The organism is Dyadobacter beijingensis DSM 21582 (assembly GCF_000382205.1).
GTDB classification, from domain to species: domain Bacteria; phylum Bacteroidota; class Bacteroidia; order Cytophagales; family Spirosomataceae; genus Dyadobacter; species Dyadobacter beijingensis.
The window spans coordinates 132821-150055 of record NZ_KB907792.1 but is presented as its reverse complement, the minus strand read 5'-3'; the positions used below and the strand labels follow the sequence as shown (position 1 = coordinate 150055).

12 protein-coding genes are annotated in these 17235 nt (G+C 54.4%); 6 read left to right on the top strand and 6 right to left on the bottom strand.

Annotation, left to right across the window (positions count from 1 at the left end; genetic code table 11):
• Nucleotides 1–409: 409 nt before the first annotated feature.
• Complete coding sequence (locus tag H144_RS0128985) at nucleotides 410–3274, bottom strand: PVC-type heme-binding CxxCH protein (RefSeq protein WP_019945636.1); 2865 nt, start codon at nucleotides 3272–3274, stop codon at nucleotides 410–412.
• A gap of 120 nt (nucleotides 3275–3394) precedes the next feature.
• On the opposite strand from H144_RS0128985, the gene H144_RS32755 reads away from it, so the two are divergent.
• On the top strand, nucleotides 3395–3715 hold the full coding sequence (locus H144_RS32755) for an antitoxin Xre-like helix-turn-helix domain-containing protein (protein WP_019945635.1): 321 nt from the start codon (nucleotides 3395–3397) through the stop codon (nucleotides 3713–3715).
• Between the two features lie 34 nt (nucleotides 3716–3749).
• Here the strand turns inward: H144_RS32755 and H144_RS0128975 are convergent, their stop codons facing one another.
• On the bottom strand, nucleotides 3750–4121 hold the full coding sequence (locus tag H144_RS0128975) for an iron chaperone (protein ID WP_019945634.1): 372 nt from the start codon (nucleotides 4119–4121) through the stop codon (nucleotides 3750–3752).
• Between the two features lie 129 nt (nucleotides 4122–4250).
• Here H144_RS0128975 and H144_RS34670 point away from each other — a divergent pair, with 129 nt between their 5' ends.
• Genes H144_RS34670 through H144_RS0128960 form a run of 3 tightly spaced genes read left to right on the top strand, consistent with a single transcriptional unit; the run spans nucleotide 4251 to nucleotide 7885 of the window.
• A complete protein-coding gene (locus H144_RS34670) occupies nucleotides 4251–5330 on the top strand; it encodes a phage tail-like protein (RefSeq protein ID WP_019945633.1) in 1080 nt (359 codons plus the stop codon).
• A gap of 29 nt (nucleotides 5331–5359) precedes the next feature.
• Nucleotides 5360–6112, top strand: a complete 753-nt coding sequence (locus H144_RS0128965; protein WP_019945632.1) for a T9SS type A sorting domain-containing protein — start codon at nucleotides 5360–5362, stop codon at nucleotides 6110–6112.
• Nucleotides 6113–6169: 57 nt separating this feature from the next.
• The gene (locus H144_RS0128960; RefSeq protein ID WP_019945631.1) at nucleotides 6170–7885 is read left to right on the top strand and encodes an arylsulfatase; all 1716 of its coding nucleotides are present in this window, start codon (nucleotides 6170–6172) and stop codon (nucleotides 7883–7885) included.
• Between the two features lie 4 nt (nucleotides 7886–7889).
• Here the strand turns inward: H144_RS0128960 and H144_RS0128955 are convergent, their stop codons facing one another.
• The 4 genes from H144_RS0128955 to H144_RS0128940 all read right to left on the bottom strand — a co-directional run bounded on the left by H144_RS0128955 (nucleotide 7890) and on the right by H144_RS0128940 (nucleotide 13305).
• A complete protein-coding gene (locus H144_RS0128955; RefSeq protein WP_157505237.1) occupies nucleotides 7890–9428 on the bottom strand; it encodes a carbohydrate-binding domain-containing protein in 1539 nt (512 codons plus the stop codon).
• Nucleotides 9429–9515: 87 nt separating this feature from the next.
• On the bottom strand, nucleotides 9516–10190 hold the full coding sequence (locus H144_RS0128950; RefSeq protein WP_019945629.1) for a response regulator transcription factor: 675 nt from the start codon (nucleotides 10188–10190) through the stop codon (nucleotides 9516–9518).
• Between the two features lie 3 nt (nucleotides 10191–10193).
• A complete protein-coding gene (locus tag H144_RS0128945) occupies nucleotides 10194–11579 on the bottom strand; it encodes a sensor histidine kinase (RefSeq protein ID WP_019945628.1) in 1386 nt (461 codons plus the stop codon).
• Nucleotides 11580–11661: 82 nt separating this feature from the next.
• Entirely contained in the window at nucleotides 11662–13305 is a 1644-nt protein-coding gene (locus H144_RS0128940; protein ID WP_019945627.1) for a hypothetical protein, read from the bottom strand.
• Nucleotides 13306–13537: 232 nt separating this feature from the next.
• Between H144_RS0128940 and H144_RS0128935 the strand changes: the two genes are divergently transcribed.
• Both H144_RS0128935 and H144_RS0128930 read left to right on the top strand, forming a co-directional pair.
• Entirely contained in the window at nucleotides 13538–14314 is a 777-nt protein-coding gene (locus tag H144_RS0128935; protein WP_019945626.1) for a GLPGLI family protein, read from the top strand.
• Nucleotides 14315–14318: 4 nt separating this feature from the next.
• Nucleotides 14319–17087: a TonB-dependent receptor gene (locus H144_RS0128930; protein WP_019945625.1), complete on the top strand. Its 2769-nt coding sequence runs from the start codon at nucleotides 14319–14321 to the stop codon at nucleotides 17085–17087.
• Nucleotides 17088–17235 lie beyond the last annotated feature (148 nt).

Sequence of the window (17235 nt, the reverse complement as noted above, 5' to 3'; positions counted from 1 at the left end):
GCATAATTGACAGTTGTTGAGGAAAGCAATCTCCGATGTTTACGCCTGAAATGCTACTGTTTTAATTGATTTCCAAATAAAAATACGCCGTTTCTGCTGACTATCCCGATGTCCGGCCGACTGCCGGTAGTAGCCGGCGTTCGTATCGGGTTTGCCATCTTCATTCGGATCGGTCACGGTCGCGCCTCTCGAAATAAAGCCGGCCGCGCACTTCTTCTATTGTACTATTTTTATGATTATCTGCACATTATGTGTTCATTTTCAACAATTTATAAAAAATCACACCGAATTTTGAAAATATGACTTTCGTCATGTTTTCAAATAAAATAGTTCGCTTATATTTGTAGAAATATTTCAATTTACTCAACGTTATTAAAAAAGGGCTTCTTTATGAAGCCCTTTTTTCGTATCAGTGGTTCATCGCCGTGCCGGAAGCGTGGCCATGATGTTCATGCTGGTTGTCCGCTTTACCTACTTTATTATTGTAGTCTTTCAGCACCTTCTTCGCATCCTCGGTACCGATGGCTTCCACGCGCTGGATCATGTAAGGTAGCATTTTCGGGAATTTCGATTTTTCGGCCAGCTGCAATGCCCGTTTTGCGTCGATCGGCGCCAACGGTTCGGCGGCGTACCATTCCATAAGCGGGAGGTTATGATCGTCCTTGTCCTCGGCCTTTTGTACCAATGCGTCGAGCACATCCCAGCGCTGCGCCGGATCGAGGCGGAGCATGCCGGAAGTGAGGTACAGGCGAACTAGTTTGGAATTGTCCTTCTGCGCCAGATCCACCATCTTTTTGAGCGTTTCGGGCGATACGGCTTTATTTTCCGTCAAGAGCTGAACAGACCAGCTGCGGATATATTCGCTGTCGTCAGAAAGCAGATCGGCCAGTTCTTTCTCCGTAAGTCCTTGGGTGACGTGCAATGCCCAGAGTGCGCGCAGCTTGCGCGTTTCATCGGGATTTTTAGCCAGAATTTCCTTCAACGCCTTGTGTACCTTCTTATTAGGGCCGCGTTCCTGCAAAATGGTGCGCGCCTGGCGGACGTACCATTCATTCGGGTTTAGCTGATGGTTCACCAGCTCCATATCCGACGCTTTCGACAAATCGACCTGCACCCATTTGTCGTTGTCGTGGGTGATTTTAAAAATGCGGCCCATCGTTTTGTTGTGCACGTCGGGGTTCGGGCTGTGGCATTGGTTTTTATCATACCAGTCGATCGCCCAAACCGAGCCGCTGGCGTCGTATTTGAAATTCAGCCATTGCGACCACGAGTCGTTCATCGCCATGAAATCGTTTTTGTGCGTGGCTTCGTAGCCGGAACCGGAGCGGGTCAGGTGGTCCGTATTGAGGCGTGCGCCATTGATATTGTTCATGAAAATATCGTTGCGGTATTCCTTCGGCCAGCTGTTACCGAGGTAGATCATCGCCCCTGCATGCGCGTGGCCGCCCCCGGCCGATGCCGAGCGGAAGTTACCCGCGTGCGGGCCGCGCTCGCCTACCCAGTGCACATGGTCGGCGATGGTTTTGATATCGTCGTAGGTATATGGGTTGAAATGCTTGCCCGCCTGCCGCTGGTAGCGCGCGCCCTGGATCACGTGGTACATATGCGGGATCACGCACACGGTGATGAACGGGTGGCCGTAATCGTTGAAATCGATGCCCCAGGGATTGCTCGATCCTTCGGCGAACACCTCGAATTTGTGCGCGGTCGGATGGTACCGCCACACCCCGGCGTTGATTTTCGTCCGCTCGGAATCGGGCGCACCGGGCTTACCTACATTGGAATGCGTAAATACGCCGTGGGTGCCGTACAGCCAGCCGTCGGGACCCCAGCGGAGGTTATTGAGCACTTCATGCGTGTCTTCCAGGCCCCAGCCGTCGAGCAATATCTGCGGCGGGCCGGCAGGTTTGTCATTTTTAAAATCGGCAGGGATAAAGAGCAGATTAGGCGCTGAACCTAGCCACACGCCGCCCATACCCACTTCGATGCCGCTGATGAGGTTGAGGCCCTCGGCAAATACCTTGCGCTTGTCGAGCGTACCGTCGCCGTTGGTATCCTCAAAAATCAGGATTTTGTCCTTACCCTGACCTTCCGGGGCACGCACCGGGTAAGTATGCCCCTCCACGACCCAAAGCCTTCCCCGCGAATCGACGGTGAAGCTGATCGGCCGGATAACGTCCGGCTCGGCAGCGGCCAGCGTGATTTTGAAGCCCGGAGGCGGTGTCATGGCCTTGGCAGCATCCTGGCCCGACAAGCCGGCATTCAGAACCGGGTCCAGCGGCGGAAGAATGATAATATCCTTTTGTTTCAGCTCATTAGGAAAGTCGGGACGGCTAGGATATAACCGGAAATCGTCAAAATTGATGTGCGCCCATTTATCGTTCGGAATGTAGGGGATCTGCGAAATGCCGGTTTCGTTATCTACAATGCGGATAAAAATCTCCTTGTTCAGGTAGGGCTGCAAATCCACCACGGCCGGCTGCAAAGTAGCCCTGCCCTGGCCTGTAATGTGGTAAATGACCTTGTTATCCGCTGTCGTCACGAGCTCCACCCGCGTATCCTGCAATGCCCCGCCCGACACCCTGAACGCCGCAAACGGCTGGGTTACGGTAAACGGCACGGACGTAAGCGTACCGGTTTGCTTGTAATTGAGCGTACCGCCGCTGCTCAGAAAGTATTTGCCTTCGTAGCCGATGTGCATTTCCTTCTCATGCACGGGCGAAGGATCCGAGCTGTACAGCGCGCTTGTGAATGCATCGCCGGTAGCGGTCCAGTTTTTAAGGTCGCCCGTTTCGAAGCCCAGGTTCAACGGCTGGCCGTCCTTCACCGGCAACTGCCCGGCCACGGTCTCGTCCGAGATAACGCCTTCCACCACTTCAAAACTTCCTACCATTCCCGCCGCGCGGTGGCCTGGTACGGAGCAGAAATAGGTGTCGCTCTGCTCGGCTTTGAATGTAATGCTGGTACTGGTGCCTTTCTCGATGATCACCTTGCTTTTGATACCCAGTTTTTCGAGCGCGATATCGTGGGTCATGAGCTCGCCGTTCGTGATCGTGATCCGGACGCGGTCGCCTTTGTTCGCTTTCAATGTAGGGTTTCGGGCGCCGTCTTTGGCAAAAAAACCGAGCATGGTCGCTTCCAATGCATAGTCGCGATCGAATTTTTCGGTGGTTTGGGTGGTCTTTGCCTGCTGCGCGACGGACTTTGGCACGGGCACCGTTACCAATGCAAGCGCCAGCGGTACGAGAATGTGTGTCAACCTGATCATTTTCATCTGTTTAGGAAATTCTGCTTCGAAAGTTGAGGAATAAAGGATGGAAACACGGCAATTATACTGATGGGAATTTTCAGGGATATCGGGGGAGGAAGAAAGTGAAAAAATTCGTTTTTAATTTTGAAAAAAGGGTTGCCCATCAAGGCTTTCTATGACTTCGCGGAGTCCATTAAAATGCCCGAGAAACGGCTTGCGGCCATTATGAATGTGTCTGCTCGCACGATCAGTAATGATAAGGATGCCCAAAAAACGCCGGAACCGCTGCATGGCGAGCATCTTTTGAAGCTGATTGCGCTCTTTCAAAAAGGTGAAGGGTTTTTCGGCTTCATCGACGAGTTCAACTACTGGCTGCAAAAGCCGTTCTGGAATTCGACCGAGCAGCCGCTTGAATGGCTCACGTCACCGACCTCGTTCCCGATCCCCGGATTGAAGAGATTTTGAAAAAATATGCCTGAACACCGGCATTACACCTTACTCATTTCGCTACGGCGAGGTGGTTCTCGGCAATGCGGAGCTCGGTAATCTTTTTGACGAGATCCAGCGGCATCGGCTTGTTCAACGGGAAATGCACGGAGCTCTTGCTGCCTTTATAACCAGCCAGTTCAGCCGAAAGCGTCTCGAAAATCCTTTCCGTAACCGGGTACAGCGCCACGTGCTTTTTCCAACCCGCGAAATAGATCAGGTACGAGCCGTTCAGATTGAATGTAGGCATCTCGTAGGAAATGGTTTCCTCGGCTTCCGGGGCCGTCTGCCTGATCGTATTGCGTATTTCCTGCAATGCACCCTGCACTTCTGCCGGGAATGCGGCGATATATTCGTCGATGGTAACGGGTTTTGCTGCGGCCATTTCGGTAAGTGATTGAGAAGGTAGCAAAATAACCAGCTACGCAATAAATATGCAAGCTACTCAATCGATTGATTCAGAACAGATTCGGGGAGATAGATTTGGAACGTCAAATCCAAATCCCATACCCATATGAAGCGGTTTTTCCTTCTTATTGCCTTCATCGCACTACTCGCCGGGTCCGTTGCACGCGCGCAGGTACCTCAGCAGATCAACTACCAGGCGGCTGCCCGCAATGCCGCCGGGGCGCCGCTGACGAACAAAACGATCCGGCTCCGGCTGAGCATCCGGCAGGACGCGCCCGACGGAACCACACATTACAGCGAAACACGCACGGTTACCACCAACGCTTTGGGCATGTTTAGCCTGGCAATCGGCTCCGGCGGCGCCTCGGATGTGACCGGCTCGATGGCCGCTATACCCTGGCACACGGGGACCAAATACCTTAAAACCGAGCTCGACCCGGACGGCGGGACTACATTTACTGACCTTGGGTCGACGCAGCTCGTGAGCGTTCCGTACGCCCTAAGCAGCGCCGATAACCAATGGCAGGTGAATGGCCTGGACATTAGCAATAAAAATGCCGGAAACGTAGGCATAGGCACCGTCAATCCCGATCCTAGTGCATTGCTCGATTTGAAAAGCGACTCAAGGGGACTGTTGTTGCCCAGAATGTCGGCCGGCCAGCGAACGGCTCTTTCCCAGCCGGCAACGGGCTTGCTGGTTTATCAGACGGAAGCACCGGAAGGCTTTTACTACAACAAGGGAACGCCCGCCGCACCGGAATGGCTCTTACTCGGCGGCACCAGCCCGCAGGGTCCTTCGGGCAGTATCCAAAGCTATTATCACGCCGGCACCTTACCCTACCCTTCCAGCACCCTGTCGTTTATCACAAAGTCGCAGGAGATCACCATCCAGGAAGGCCAAACGGTGTTTGTGACCGCTTCGAGGGCATTAGGCGGCTATGCGGCGGCGAATGAGCTGGGCATTTATCCGGCATGCCAGCATGTATCCGGCGGAGGTGCTATCCAGCCATTGGGCCTCGGGATGTTCGGGTTACAGGTCCCTGCGAATACCAGGTCTACATTTTCTGTCAACGGCGTGTTCAAAAACCTCCCCGCCGGCACTTACCATTTTGGAATGGCTGGCGTTACTACGAGCCCCAACTGGACCAACTCGGAATGGGGCTACACGAGCGTGCTGGTCTATTAGGAGTCGATGCACTTTTCACCCATTTGTTTATGAAAAAATTCGTACTGCTGCTGATACTCTTACCGCCCTGCCTTCCGGCCTCAGCGCAAACACTTGCTCCATTTGCCGTAAACAGCAGCGGCGGAGAGGGAAATGCTGGCGGCAGCTGGCTGGCATGGAGCGTCGGCGAAACGTCCATTACTACCCTGGGATCAGGCCCCGGTCAATTATCCCAGGGAATTTTACAGCCCGACGCCAACGGTATCTTTCCCGTCAAACTCATCTATTTCAACGGCAAGCCCGGCGAGGGCAGGAACACGCTTTTCTGGGCAACGTCGGAAGAAACCGAAAACAGCCATTTTGAAATACAAAAATCGCCCGACGGCATTCACTTTTTCCCAATGGGCCGGATACCTGGCTCCGGTAGTACGTATGTACGGAAGACCTACGACGCCACGGACACGTCGCCTTTTCCGAACACCTATTATCGCCTCAAACAAGTCGATTACGATGGAACGTTTAGCTTCTCTTCCGTTATTTATATTCAGCAAACTGATGCTGCCGGTTTTACATTGTATCCCAATCCGGCCGATGACGTACTGCATTTGTCGGTTGGTACAAATTTTGGCCCGCTGCAAATCACTGTGTATGACGAGGCCGGCCGGCATCTGCTCCGGCAAACCGCGCATCAGGCCGACGGTCCCGTGCTGAAATTATCCGGACTCCGGCCCGGAAACTATATTATCCAGGTATCGGGACCATCGGCTGTGCCCATCTGGACTGCGCGGTTTGTGAAACGTTAATTGTACCAAAGAGGAATGCTGGGTATATTGACGGCCCAACTGGTACCATTCCTTTGCATGTCTAAAACCAAACTATCTATTCTGGCATTCGTTGCGCTGGCCGGCCTCGGCCTGGTTGCATTAAAAACAGAAGACCGGCCCGGAGCGCCGCAGGCGGCCAAACGCCCGAATATCCTTGTGATCCTCGCCGACGATATGGGCTATTCCGATATGGGCTGCTACGGCGGCGAGGTACACACGCCGAACCTCGATTACCTCGCTCAGAACGGGCTCCGGTACCGGCAGTTTTACAACACTTCGCGCTGCTGCCCTACGCGCGCTTCGCTGCTCACGGGACTGTATAACCAGCAGGCAGGGATAGGTAAGATGACCGAAGCGGAAAATCAGCCGGGTTACCAGGGCCGCATTACGGAAAATACCGTGACATTGGCCGAGGTGCTCAAAACAGCAGGTTATCAAACCGGCATGGTAGGCAAATGGCACGTTTCCAACACATTTACCCAAAAAACCCCGGAAGACCAGCTGGCCTGGCTGAACCATCAGAAAGATTTCGGGCCGTTCTCGCCTGTGGAACAATATCCTACCAGCCGCGGTTTCGACAAGTATTTCGGCACGATCTGGGGTGTCGTCGATTTTTTCGACCCGTTCAGCCTCGTGAACGGGAAGGAACCGGTGAAGAGCGTTCCGAAAAACTATTACCATACCGATGCGATTAACGATACCACCGTGGCATACATCCGCGAATTCGCCCGGTCCGACCAGCCTTTTTTCCTGTATGTAGCACAAAATGCGCCGCACTGGCCTTTGCAGGCATTACCGGAAGATATTGACAAATACAAGGACACCTACAAAGGCGGCTGGGATACGATCCGCAAAGCGCGGTACGACCGGATGGTAAAAATGGGCCTCATCGACCCCAAAACGACAAAATTACCCGAAACTCCCGCCAATGCCCCCAAATGGGAGGATAACCCCGACCAGGAATGGGACGCCGCCGCAATGGCCGTCCACGCCGCTATGATCGACCGGATGGACCAGGGAATCGGACGCATTATTGATGCATTGAAACAAACCGGCGAACTGGATAACACCTTGATCCTCTTCCTGACCGACAATGGTGCCAGCCCCGAAAACTGTGCAAAATACGGGCCGGGCTTCGACCGTCCAAGTGAAACGCGAGACGGCCGCAAGATCATCTACGCGACGGAAAAGCAAGTCATGCCCGGCCCGCAAACGAGCTACGCGTCCATCGGCGCGCGCTGGGCAGGCGTAGCCAATACGCCTTACCGCTACGCCAAAGCTGAATCGTTCGAAGGGGGCGTGAATACGCCGATGATCGCATTCTGGCCAAAGGGTATAACGGCAAAAAAAGGCAGTTACAGCGACCATACGGGCCATGTGATGGACCTGATGGCAACGTTTTGCGACCTATCGGGTGCCAGTTATCCGAAGCAGTTCAATAACAATCCTATTAAACCTACAACGGGCAAGAGCTTCGTGGGATCGTTTAGCGGCAAAAGTACAAAAGGGCATCCGGAGCTGTTCAACGAGCATTTCGGAGCGCGTTATGTGCGGCAGGAGAACTGGAAACTGGTTTCTCCGGCATCCGACAGCACCTGGCAGCTGTACGATCTCTCGAATGATCGCTCCGAGACCCAGAACCTTGCCGCTTCCAACCCCGAAAAAGTAAAACACCTGGCCGCCCGCTGGCACGAATGGGCCAACACGCACCAGGTGTTTCCGAAGCCGGGGAAACCGGCCCCTTCAAAATAGGTTCTCAACGTCCCTGGCTACCACCGGCGTTGGTTACCATCGAACTCGTGGTGAAACTGGTGCCGGCGGTTCCCGCAGTGTAGACGCCGGTGATGTACAAGCCGTGAAAATCCGTCGTACCCGCCACCGAACCGCCGGTATAAACCTGGTAGGTAGTTCCCTGTTTCAGTTTCGGGCTTGAAAATAGCATGGTATTGTACGCGCGCGGGATCGTAAAAGTCATCGCTTCCTTCCCGTCCGAAGACCGGATATGCATCAGTTGATTGGCCTGGCCGGAACCGAGGATCACTGAAGGCTGGGTGCTCACACTGGCGGTGGGAGAACTGGTTGCCCCGCCGGTACCGATGAGGATACCGCCGGTGATTTTGAATGTATTTCGGTCACAATCGAAACCTTCCTCGGGGCCGCCCGCAGCAATGGAAACGATCCTTCCGCCGGTGATCGTCATCGGGCCGTTGGAATCGATACCGTCGTTCGACGTGCTGTATACGTAAATATTACCGCCGTTAATGTAAATGAAACTGCCCGCATTCAGGCCGTCGTCGGCGGTCTGGATATTGAAATCGCCATTATTGATGGTCAGCACGCTCTTGCTTTCGATCCCTTCCCCGACCGATGATTTGATATTGAAAGTCCCGCCATTGATCGTCACAAATGGGTTGATGCTCGAATCGGTATCCCAGCTGGCCGTAATGGCCTTGTCTACGACATTCACAGTGAAATTACCATTGTTGATCACAATGTAACCTTCCTCGCATTGAATCCCGTCTCCCGCTGCCGTGATACTGACGGTACCGCCGTCGGCAATGAATGCGTCGTTGGTGTGGATACCGTCCGATGCCGCGCCGGTCACGACGATGTTTCCGCTGATGATGCGAACGTAGTCGTCGCTGCAAATGGCGTGTTTGTAATTGCTTTTCAGATTGAGCGTGCCGGCGCCGCTGAATATCATCTGCCCTTCGCCGAAAAGCGTCGCCTTCATGTCCTCGTCGCCACTGGCCGTGTAGCTCCCACCGTCGGTGAGGGAATTGGTGGTATTGTCATTCAAAACGATAAAGGCGCGTTTTTCCGACTGGATGTTGACCGCCGGGCCGTCGGCATTGGTAATGCTCACGCCATTCAGCGAAAGTTTGAACTTCTTGTCGCTGTAAATCTTCACCGAACCATTGGCCGTCGTGCCGGAAAGCACATACTCCACCGCCGCCACGGTAGCCGTAATGACCACGTCGCCATTGGTTTCGGTCACCGCCACGCCGTTACCTTCCAGCGGATTGGTGATGGCCACCGTCGAGCCGAAATGGATCGATACCACACTCGAAAAGGTAGAATTGGCGAGGACATCCTCTTCATCGGCGGCGATGCCGGTATCACCCTCGGGCGCTGTGGAAGCAAAAGCGACGCTATCAATGGTGACCGAGCCGTCGGCATTGGTACCGCCCGGATCGACGGTATTGCTGTCATCGTCTTTGGAACAGGAAAGGCAAGCGCCGACAAGCATGGCCGCAAACATCGCCCTCCCCCATGTTGAAAACCGGAGGTTCATACTGAGTTATTTAATTGGTGCGCAGATTTATTACTTACGCCTCAGTACGCAGTGGTATCCGGGTATGACGCATTGCGCCCAACATTTTCAAAGCACCAGCTTATACCCTCTCCCGCGAATGTTGATGATCTGGATTTTGGGGTCTTCGCGAAGGTGGCGGCGGAGTTTGGTGATGAAAACGTCGAGGCTGCGGCCGTTGAAGAAGGAATCGTCGCCCCATAGTTCGGTGAGGACCTCGCTGCGCCCGAGGACCTGGTTACGTTGCTGGAAAAGCCGGCGTAGTAACTCGGATTCGCGGTGGGATAATGTGATTTCCTCGTCTTCGAGCGCCAGTTTCTGCTTGGCCGGGTCGAACTGGTACCGGCCGATTTTAAGGATCGCGGTCGCTTGGGCACGCGTGGCGCCCGTACGCAGGAGCGCGTTGATGCGCACGACGAGTTCGTCGAGGCTGAATGGCTTTTTGAGATAATCATTACCGCCGAGTTCGAAGCCGCGCACGACGTCGGTAGTTTGGGAACGCGCGGTGAGGAACATGATCGGGATGTGCGGGTCGTCGCGGCGGATGTGCTCGGCCATCGTGAAACCGTCCATATCGGGCATCATAATGTCGGCGACGACGATGTCGGGCTGATGCCGGCGGAACTGGTCGAGGCCTTCGACGCCGTTGCTGGCGTACAGCACCTCAAAACCCCTGAAAGCCAGGCTGTCCTTCACAATCATTCCCAGCGCAGGTTCGTCTTCGATCAATAGTACCGTAGCCATTTTTCAGAATTTTAATACAAATGCACTCCCTTTCCCCGGCTCGCTCGCCAGGCTCACGCTGCCGCCGTGCTTCTCTACCACCTGCCGCACGTAGGCCAGCCCGAGGCCGAAACCTTTTACCTGGTGCAGGTCGCCCGTCGGGACACGAAAGAAACGGTCGAAAACCGACGTCTGATACGCTTTTGGAATGCCTATACCATTGTCGGATACGGTAAGTTGCCAGCCTTCCGGCTCTTTGCGGAAATCGAATGAGATCGTGACACGGTCGTAGGAGTACTTGATCGCATTGTCGATGAGGTTATTGAGGACATTCCCGAAATGCATCCGGTCCACCTGTACCGTCGTACCGAAGGGAATATGCATATTAAATATCACCGTCTTGGCCGATTTAATGCGATGATCAGCAGCCAGATCGCTCACCATTTCGGCGAGGCTTACCGGCTCTTTGTGAAATTCCAGCTCCTGCTTTTCCTCCACGGCCAGGTTCAGCACTTTTTCGACAAGGTCCGACAGCCTTTGCAGGTTATTCTGCGAAATGTGCAGATATTCTTCCGTTTTGCGCGGGTCTTTCAACGCTCCGAAATGCAGCAGCGCCTCCACCGCCGCGGTAATGGTCGAAATAGGCGTTTTCAGCTCGTGAGTCATATTGTTGATGAAGTCGTTTTTGATATCCGAGAGCCGCTTTTGACGCAAAATTGTCTTCAACATCAATACAAAACAACCGGTCGTCAGCAGCAGCAGCAGGAGCGAACAGCCCAGCAGCCAGCTCATTCGTTTCAGCAAATACGGGACGGGCGTTTCGAAAGTCGCCTGTACGAATAAATGTCTGATCGGGTTAATAGGCAGCGGCACGGTACTGAACCGGCTGTCGTTTTGCTTTCTCAGGCCATTGAAAACAATTACGTTATTTGCGCCCGGCTCGGGAAGAATGTAGAGCGTGTCGATCAGAAAAGCCGCTTCGATGTTCCTTTTTTGTAATTCCTCACGGTAGGCCGCGTAAATTTTCCGCATATCCACCTGCTCGCCGTCCATCCATCCCCGCACGACAAACCGCGAAATACGGTTGGCAAGCGTATCGGCCGGAGCGATGATGGCACTATCGTTGTTGAATTTGTAGTAAAAACGCGATCCCGCCCCGTTCACGCCGACCTGGCGGACGACGCGTGCACTTTTACGTTTCCCGTCCGGGCCGGGCTTGTCCAGCAGGATGCGGGCGTGATCCACCTGATGCCCCTCTATTACCTGGAACAGCGCATCCTGCACGGTGTTCCCGAACTGCTGGCGGTGCAGTTCGTACGTGTTCCAAAGCCAATACCCCTGAAATGCATTGATCGCCACAATGCAAACAGTCATGAGCCAGAAAATGGAGCGGATACAGCGGTTCATCATAGCGCAAAGCTAAGCTTCCGGCCGGACGATTTCCTTCGGTTAACACTATTTAACACTAAATTGCACTGATTTGCAGGCTGTTCTAGCGCAGTAAAGAAATCGTCGGTACTTCTTTACGATGGAAAATTTTCACACCATCCAATTCGCTGACGAGGCGGTAATGCTTCCGCACATATTCGCGCACGACCGGCACTTTGTCATGGGGCAGAAACAAATCCCCCCGCTCGGAGTAGTTGCGGATCATCGCTTCGACGAAGATCTTCGGCTTGTTCTCCTCCATATCTTCGAGGAAATCTTCCGTCCAGTTAGGGATCAAGGGCGATTTCATGGAAAAATGGAAGGTGTGCACATCGCGGTAGCCCATCGGGCGCTGCGAGCTCACGAGCAGGCCGTCGCGCCAGCCCCACACCACCACGGGATCGCTTGCCCGGGAGTGCTTTTGAATGTGCCCTACCACTTTCCGATCGGTTTCGGTGCGCGGGTCGTACGCCACGTCGCGGTCGAGGTATCGGAGGTTGACGGCCGTTTGCAGCACGCCGCCCAGCAGCAGGAAACCAATCGCAAATTTCCGCACCACAGGTTGGCTTCGGGCCAGGAAAAATGCGTTGAAGATGAGCAACGGAACGAACAGGAAAAGCTTGTAATGCTCAAAATTGTTACCCGACTGCAGCACCGCATAAATGCTCAGCAACAGCAGCAAAAACGAAAACGCAAGCGCGATACCCTGCTCCCCTACCCCCGAACGCCATTTTTTGAAAGTGATTACCGGCAGCGCCACCGCCAATGCCGAGAGCGTGAAAACGTAAATGCCCGAGCTCGTCGCATAGAAAATAAAGCGGATCACCCGCCCCGGACTAAACCGCTCGGCGATAGGCATCGAGGAGAATTGCGTTGTGAAGGAATAGTAAAAGTAATTCCAGAAGTAGTTGTTCCAAAACACGTCCACCTTGCCACGCAGACCGTAAAACACATTCACGAAAAGCGTCGGCAGCAGGCAGCCGAGCAGCAATGCACCGGCGTTCGCCCAGTCTTTCCGACCGGCCATGCTGAACAATAAAAATGCCCCCGTGAGTAATCCCATGGGGGCATTCTGGAACTTGGCGTAAATGAGGCTTCCCAGCAAAATACCGGTGGCCACCGCTACGGCCCGGCTCGTCCATCGCCGGTAGATGTACAGGAAAAACAACGTGACGCCCGCCGTTACCATGAAAATACTGCTATGCTCGGAGTTATAGGCGGCAAAAATGTGGCAGATCGTAGCCAGAAACACGGCGAGGCTCCACGTGACCACAAGGCCCAGACTGCGCCCGCCAACGAGTTTGCAGATTTGAAATAACAGTAAAACCGTCCCGGTCCACAGCACGAGCCCGATGATCTCCGCGCTGCCATAGCCGACGGGCATGCCCACCCAGGAACCGGCCAGCAACGGGAACACGGTCAGCGGACGCGCGTCGGTATAGTTCAATAACGTCCAGAGTTTATCAGGGTAATGGTTAATGGCGATGACGGCGCTGAGCCATGTGCTGGTATCGATATCGTGTTCTCTTTCGCGCAGGAACGGGAGCCTCACGGCCCACACCATCAGCAGCATTGCCACCAGGCCGAGCGCCGCGTTTTGCCCGGAAAGCTTGCGGTCAGGGTTTTGAATATAACCCCTGTAAACCCATAAGCTCGACAGGAAAAAGATAATAAAGAGAAACGCTTTGAAGTAAAAGTTATAAACCATTAGCAAACAGAGGGTTATTGAGTATAGTATTAGTTGAAACAAGATAAGCAAGGTTTTCGCCAAGACATCGCGGAATGTGATTTTTTTAGTTTCCGGGCCAAATGTGGCATTTGGGACATGTTTTTTTGAACTCTGCCGGGAAGCTGCATTTTAACACTACTTAACATTAAATAGCAGAACCTTACAAAGCGCCGCCAGACCTTTGAGCTGTCAATCAAACCAAGGCGACAACATGAAAAAGCTTATGCTAAGTATCGTGCTGCTTTTCGCGGCAAATGCCCTTTCGTTCGCACAGCAGTCGGGACAAATCAACTATGAAATCGTGCGGAAAATCGACCAGTCGCGACTGCGCTTCATGGTCAATGGCGAGGAAGTGCGGCAGGGCGACCCGAACTTTCCGACCGACGTGCCCGACACACGCACCGTCGGGCAGAAAGTGCTCTTCGCCGGCAATTTCGTACGCGAAAACCGCGACGAGGAAAATATGATGATCAAGGTCATGCAAACACCCGGCGGCGTACCGCAGACGACCAATGCCGGCCGGCCGTTCGAGGAATACCTCGTGACCGATATTGCGGGGAAAAAGATCGTAACATTTGTGACGGTGGGCCACGACCAGGAGGCCCGTACCTACAAAAGCGAAACGCCTATCGAGCCTGTCGGCGATTGGCAGCTTACACAGCAAACGAAGAAAATAGCCGGTTACCTGTGCCAAAAAGCCATCGTTAGTTACAAAAACGAACCATACACCGTCTGGTTCACGACCGAGCTGCCGATCCGCTACGCACCCGTGCCTGCGCTGACGCCCGAAAAAGGTGCCGTATTGCTGATCGAGGGCACCCGCGAACAGTTCCGCGCCACGAAGGTGAGCCTGGGCAAAGTCGACGCCGCGACGGTAATGCCCGACGTGAAAGCAGAAACCGTAAAACCCGAACAACTGATAGACATTCGCCAGAAAGCAATGGCTGATTTTCACCAAAAAATGGGTCCCGGTGGCGGCGGTATTTAAATGCATGCTGTGCCTGCTGCTGCTCGCGAAGTTGCCCGCATTGGCACAAAAAACACCCGCTGGCGCCGAAATCACCGGCACCGTCCTCGACTCGGCGACGCAAAAGCCCCTGCGCATGGCCTCCGTATCGCTCCTGCAAGCGCGCGACTCCGCCTATGTCACCGCGACGATCACGGACGGCGACGGCCATTTCATATTTCGCAAAACCGCGCCGGGCACTTACCGTTTGCTCATCACTTTTGTAGGGTACAAAAATGGCTCCCTGCCTGTGAGCGTGCGCCAGGGCGCAGATGCAAACGTCGATACGATCCGGATGGCGCAGCAAGGCACCGATCTGAACGAAGTCGTCATCCGGCAGGAACGTGCGCCGGTGACGATTAGGCAGGATACGCTGGAATTCAATGCGGGCTCTTTTAAAACGCAGCCGAATGCGCAGGTCGAGGAACTGCTGCGCAAATTGCCGGGCGTGGAGGTAGCGCGGGACGGATCTATCAAAGCCAATGGGCAGTCGGTTGGCAAGGTGCTGGTGGACGGTAAACCGTTCTTTGGTAACGACCCTAAAATGGCGACGCGCAACCTCCCGGCCGACATTGTGGACAAGGTGCAGGTGTTCGACCAGTCATCGGACCAGTCGCAATTTTCCGGGGTGGACGACGGCGACCGTGAGCGGACGATTAACATTACCATTAAAAAAGACAAGGGGAAGGGCTATTTCGGGCAGAATGCGCTGGGTGCCGGGCCTTCCGCCGGCGGGCAAAGTGCCCGCTATGAGGCACGTTTGAATGTGAACCGCTTCAACAACCGGAATGGCGGCCCTGCAAAGCAGATTTCGCTGATCGGCCAGGCCAACAACCTGAACCAGCAGAACTTCACGATGCCCAATGGAAACCTCCCCATGCCGGGCTCGGGCGGGCCGCAGATGATCGGCCAGCCGGGTGGCGGCGATGATGGCGGGCCTGCGATGCCGGCCAGTGTGACGGAAGTTGGCGCTGTCGGAATTAACTACCGGACGGAAAGCAATACTGTGAAATGGGGCAAACGCGCAGAAATAGCGGCCAGTTATTTCGTCAACCGCGCCGTCACGACGACAGCGCAGCAAAGCCGGCGGGAAAACGTGCTCCCGGGCCGCTCGTTCATCACCGACCAGAACAACTATTCCCGGAATGCCATGACGACCCATCGCATCAACGGCCGGTTCGATATCCCGGTGGATTCGCTGACCAGCTTCCGGCTGACGCCCAATATCAGCTTTCAGACCAAAGATTTTTTGAACAAAACCAACAGCAGCTCGTACCGGCCGCCCGCCGACTCGCTGAACCGTGGATTAACCCATTACGATTTGAATGGGAAAGGGGTAAATGGCTATAATAACCTCCTGTTTATGCGCAAGTTCCGAAAAGAAGGCCGCGCCATTTCCGCGAACCTCAATTCCATCCTCACTACCGGGAACACGACAGCCTACAACCGGTCTGAAAATGTATTCTTCGACACGCTCACGACCTCGGAAAACATCGATCAGCGCAATGCGCAGGACCAGTTCGCATTCCAGAACACGGTGAATGTTTCCTTCACGGAGCCGCTTTCATTTACCCAAAAACTGGAATTCCGCTACGCTTACGGCAATAATTTCGGCAAACTGATCCGCGACGTGGCCGATAAACGCATTGAAACCAACGCCTACGACCAGCCCGACAGCCTGTTGAGCAGGAACTTCGCCAGCACCTTCGAGACGAACCGGCTCGGCGCCACTTTTCAAACGCGGCGGTTGAGGTACACAATCGCATTAGGGGCCGATTTGCAGCGCGGCTCGCTCCGCCCTATCGACCGTTCGACGGGCATCGATTACCAGCGGAATTACCATTATTTCATGCCTAATGCACTGTTAGCCTACACTTTCCGGGGCAACCGGAGCCTGCGTATGCAATACCGGACACGCATTACGCCGCCCGGCATTACCCAGCTCATTCCGGCTGCCGACAATTCCAATCCATTGAATATCAACACCGGAAACCCCTGGCTCAAACCCGAATACTACCACAATTTGACGCTCACGTTCAACGCCTCGGCCCGCGGCGGCAACGATAACCTGTTCGCATTCGTAAGCGTGAACCGGAGTAATAACCGCATCGGCCTCTCGACCGTCACCGACGATTCCGGCGCACAGGTGACGACGCCCATCAATACGCGCGGTTTTGTGTATGCCAATGGCGTGGTGTCCGTAGGGAAAAAGATCCAGCCGTGGGGGCTGTCGGTCAATCTGACAAGCCACGGGAGCCTGGCGCGCAATACCAACCTGGTCAACTCCGCGGAAAATGTAACGACTTCCACGGCGCTCGGGCAGGGCTTGCGGCTGCAATCGGATTACAATGGGCGGATCGATTACGGGCTGAGCGCGCGCATTACATGGCAGCAGGCGCGGTATTCGCTTTTGCCCCAACAAAATTTGCAGTACTGGTCGCAATATGCCACGGCCGATGTGCATGTGCAACTACCCGGCCATGTCGTGATCACCTCGGACCTTACCTACAATGGCAATACCGGCCGCGCGGAGGGTTATAATCAGCAGTTTCTGCTATGGAATGCTTCGGTGGCCCGGCAGTTCCTGCGCACGCGGCAGGCCGAAGTGCGGTTACAGGTTTTCGACCTGCTCAACCAGAACCGCAGCCTGGTCCGCAATGCCGGCGACGCCTATATCGAGGATGTGCGCAGCCGGGTGCTGACACGGTATTTTCTCCTTAGTTTGGTATACAATATCCGGAAATTCGGCGTGTAGGAATGAGGAGCAGGTTGGGCTATTCCAAACAAAAAGCGTGTCATGGCAGCCCACAACACGCTTCCGCACTACTGTTCGTTTATCGGCTTATTATTCTTTTCGTTTCAGTGAATGAGTCGCCAGCATCCCGGCGCCGTTATTAGTCGCG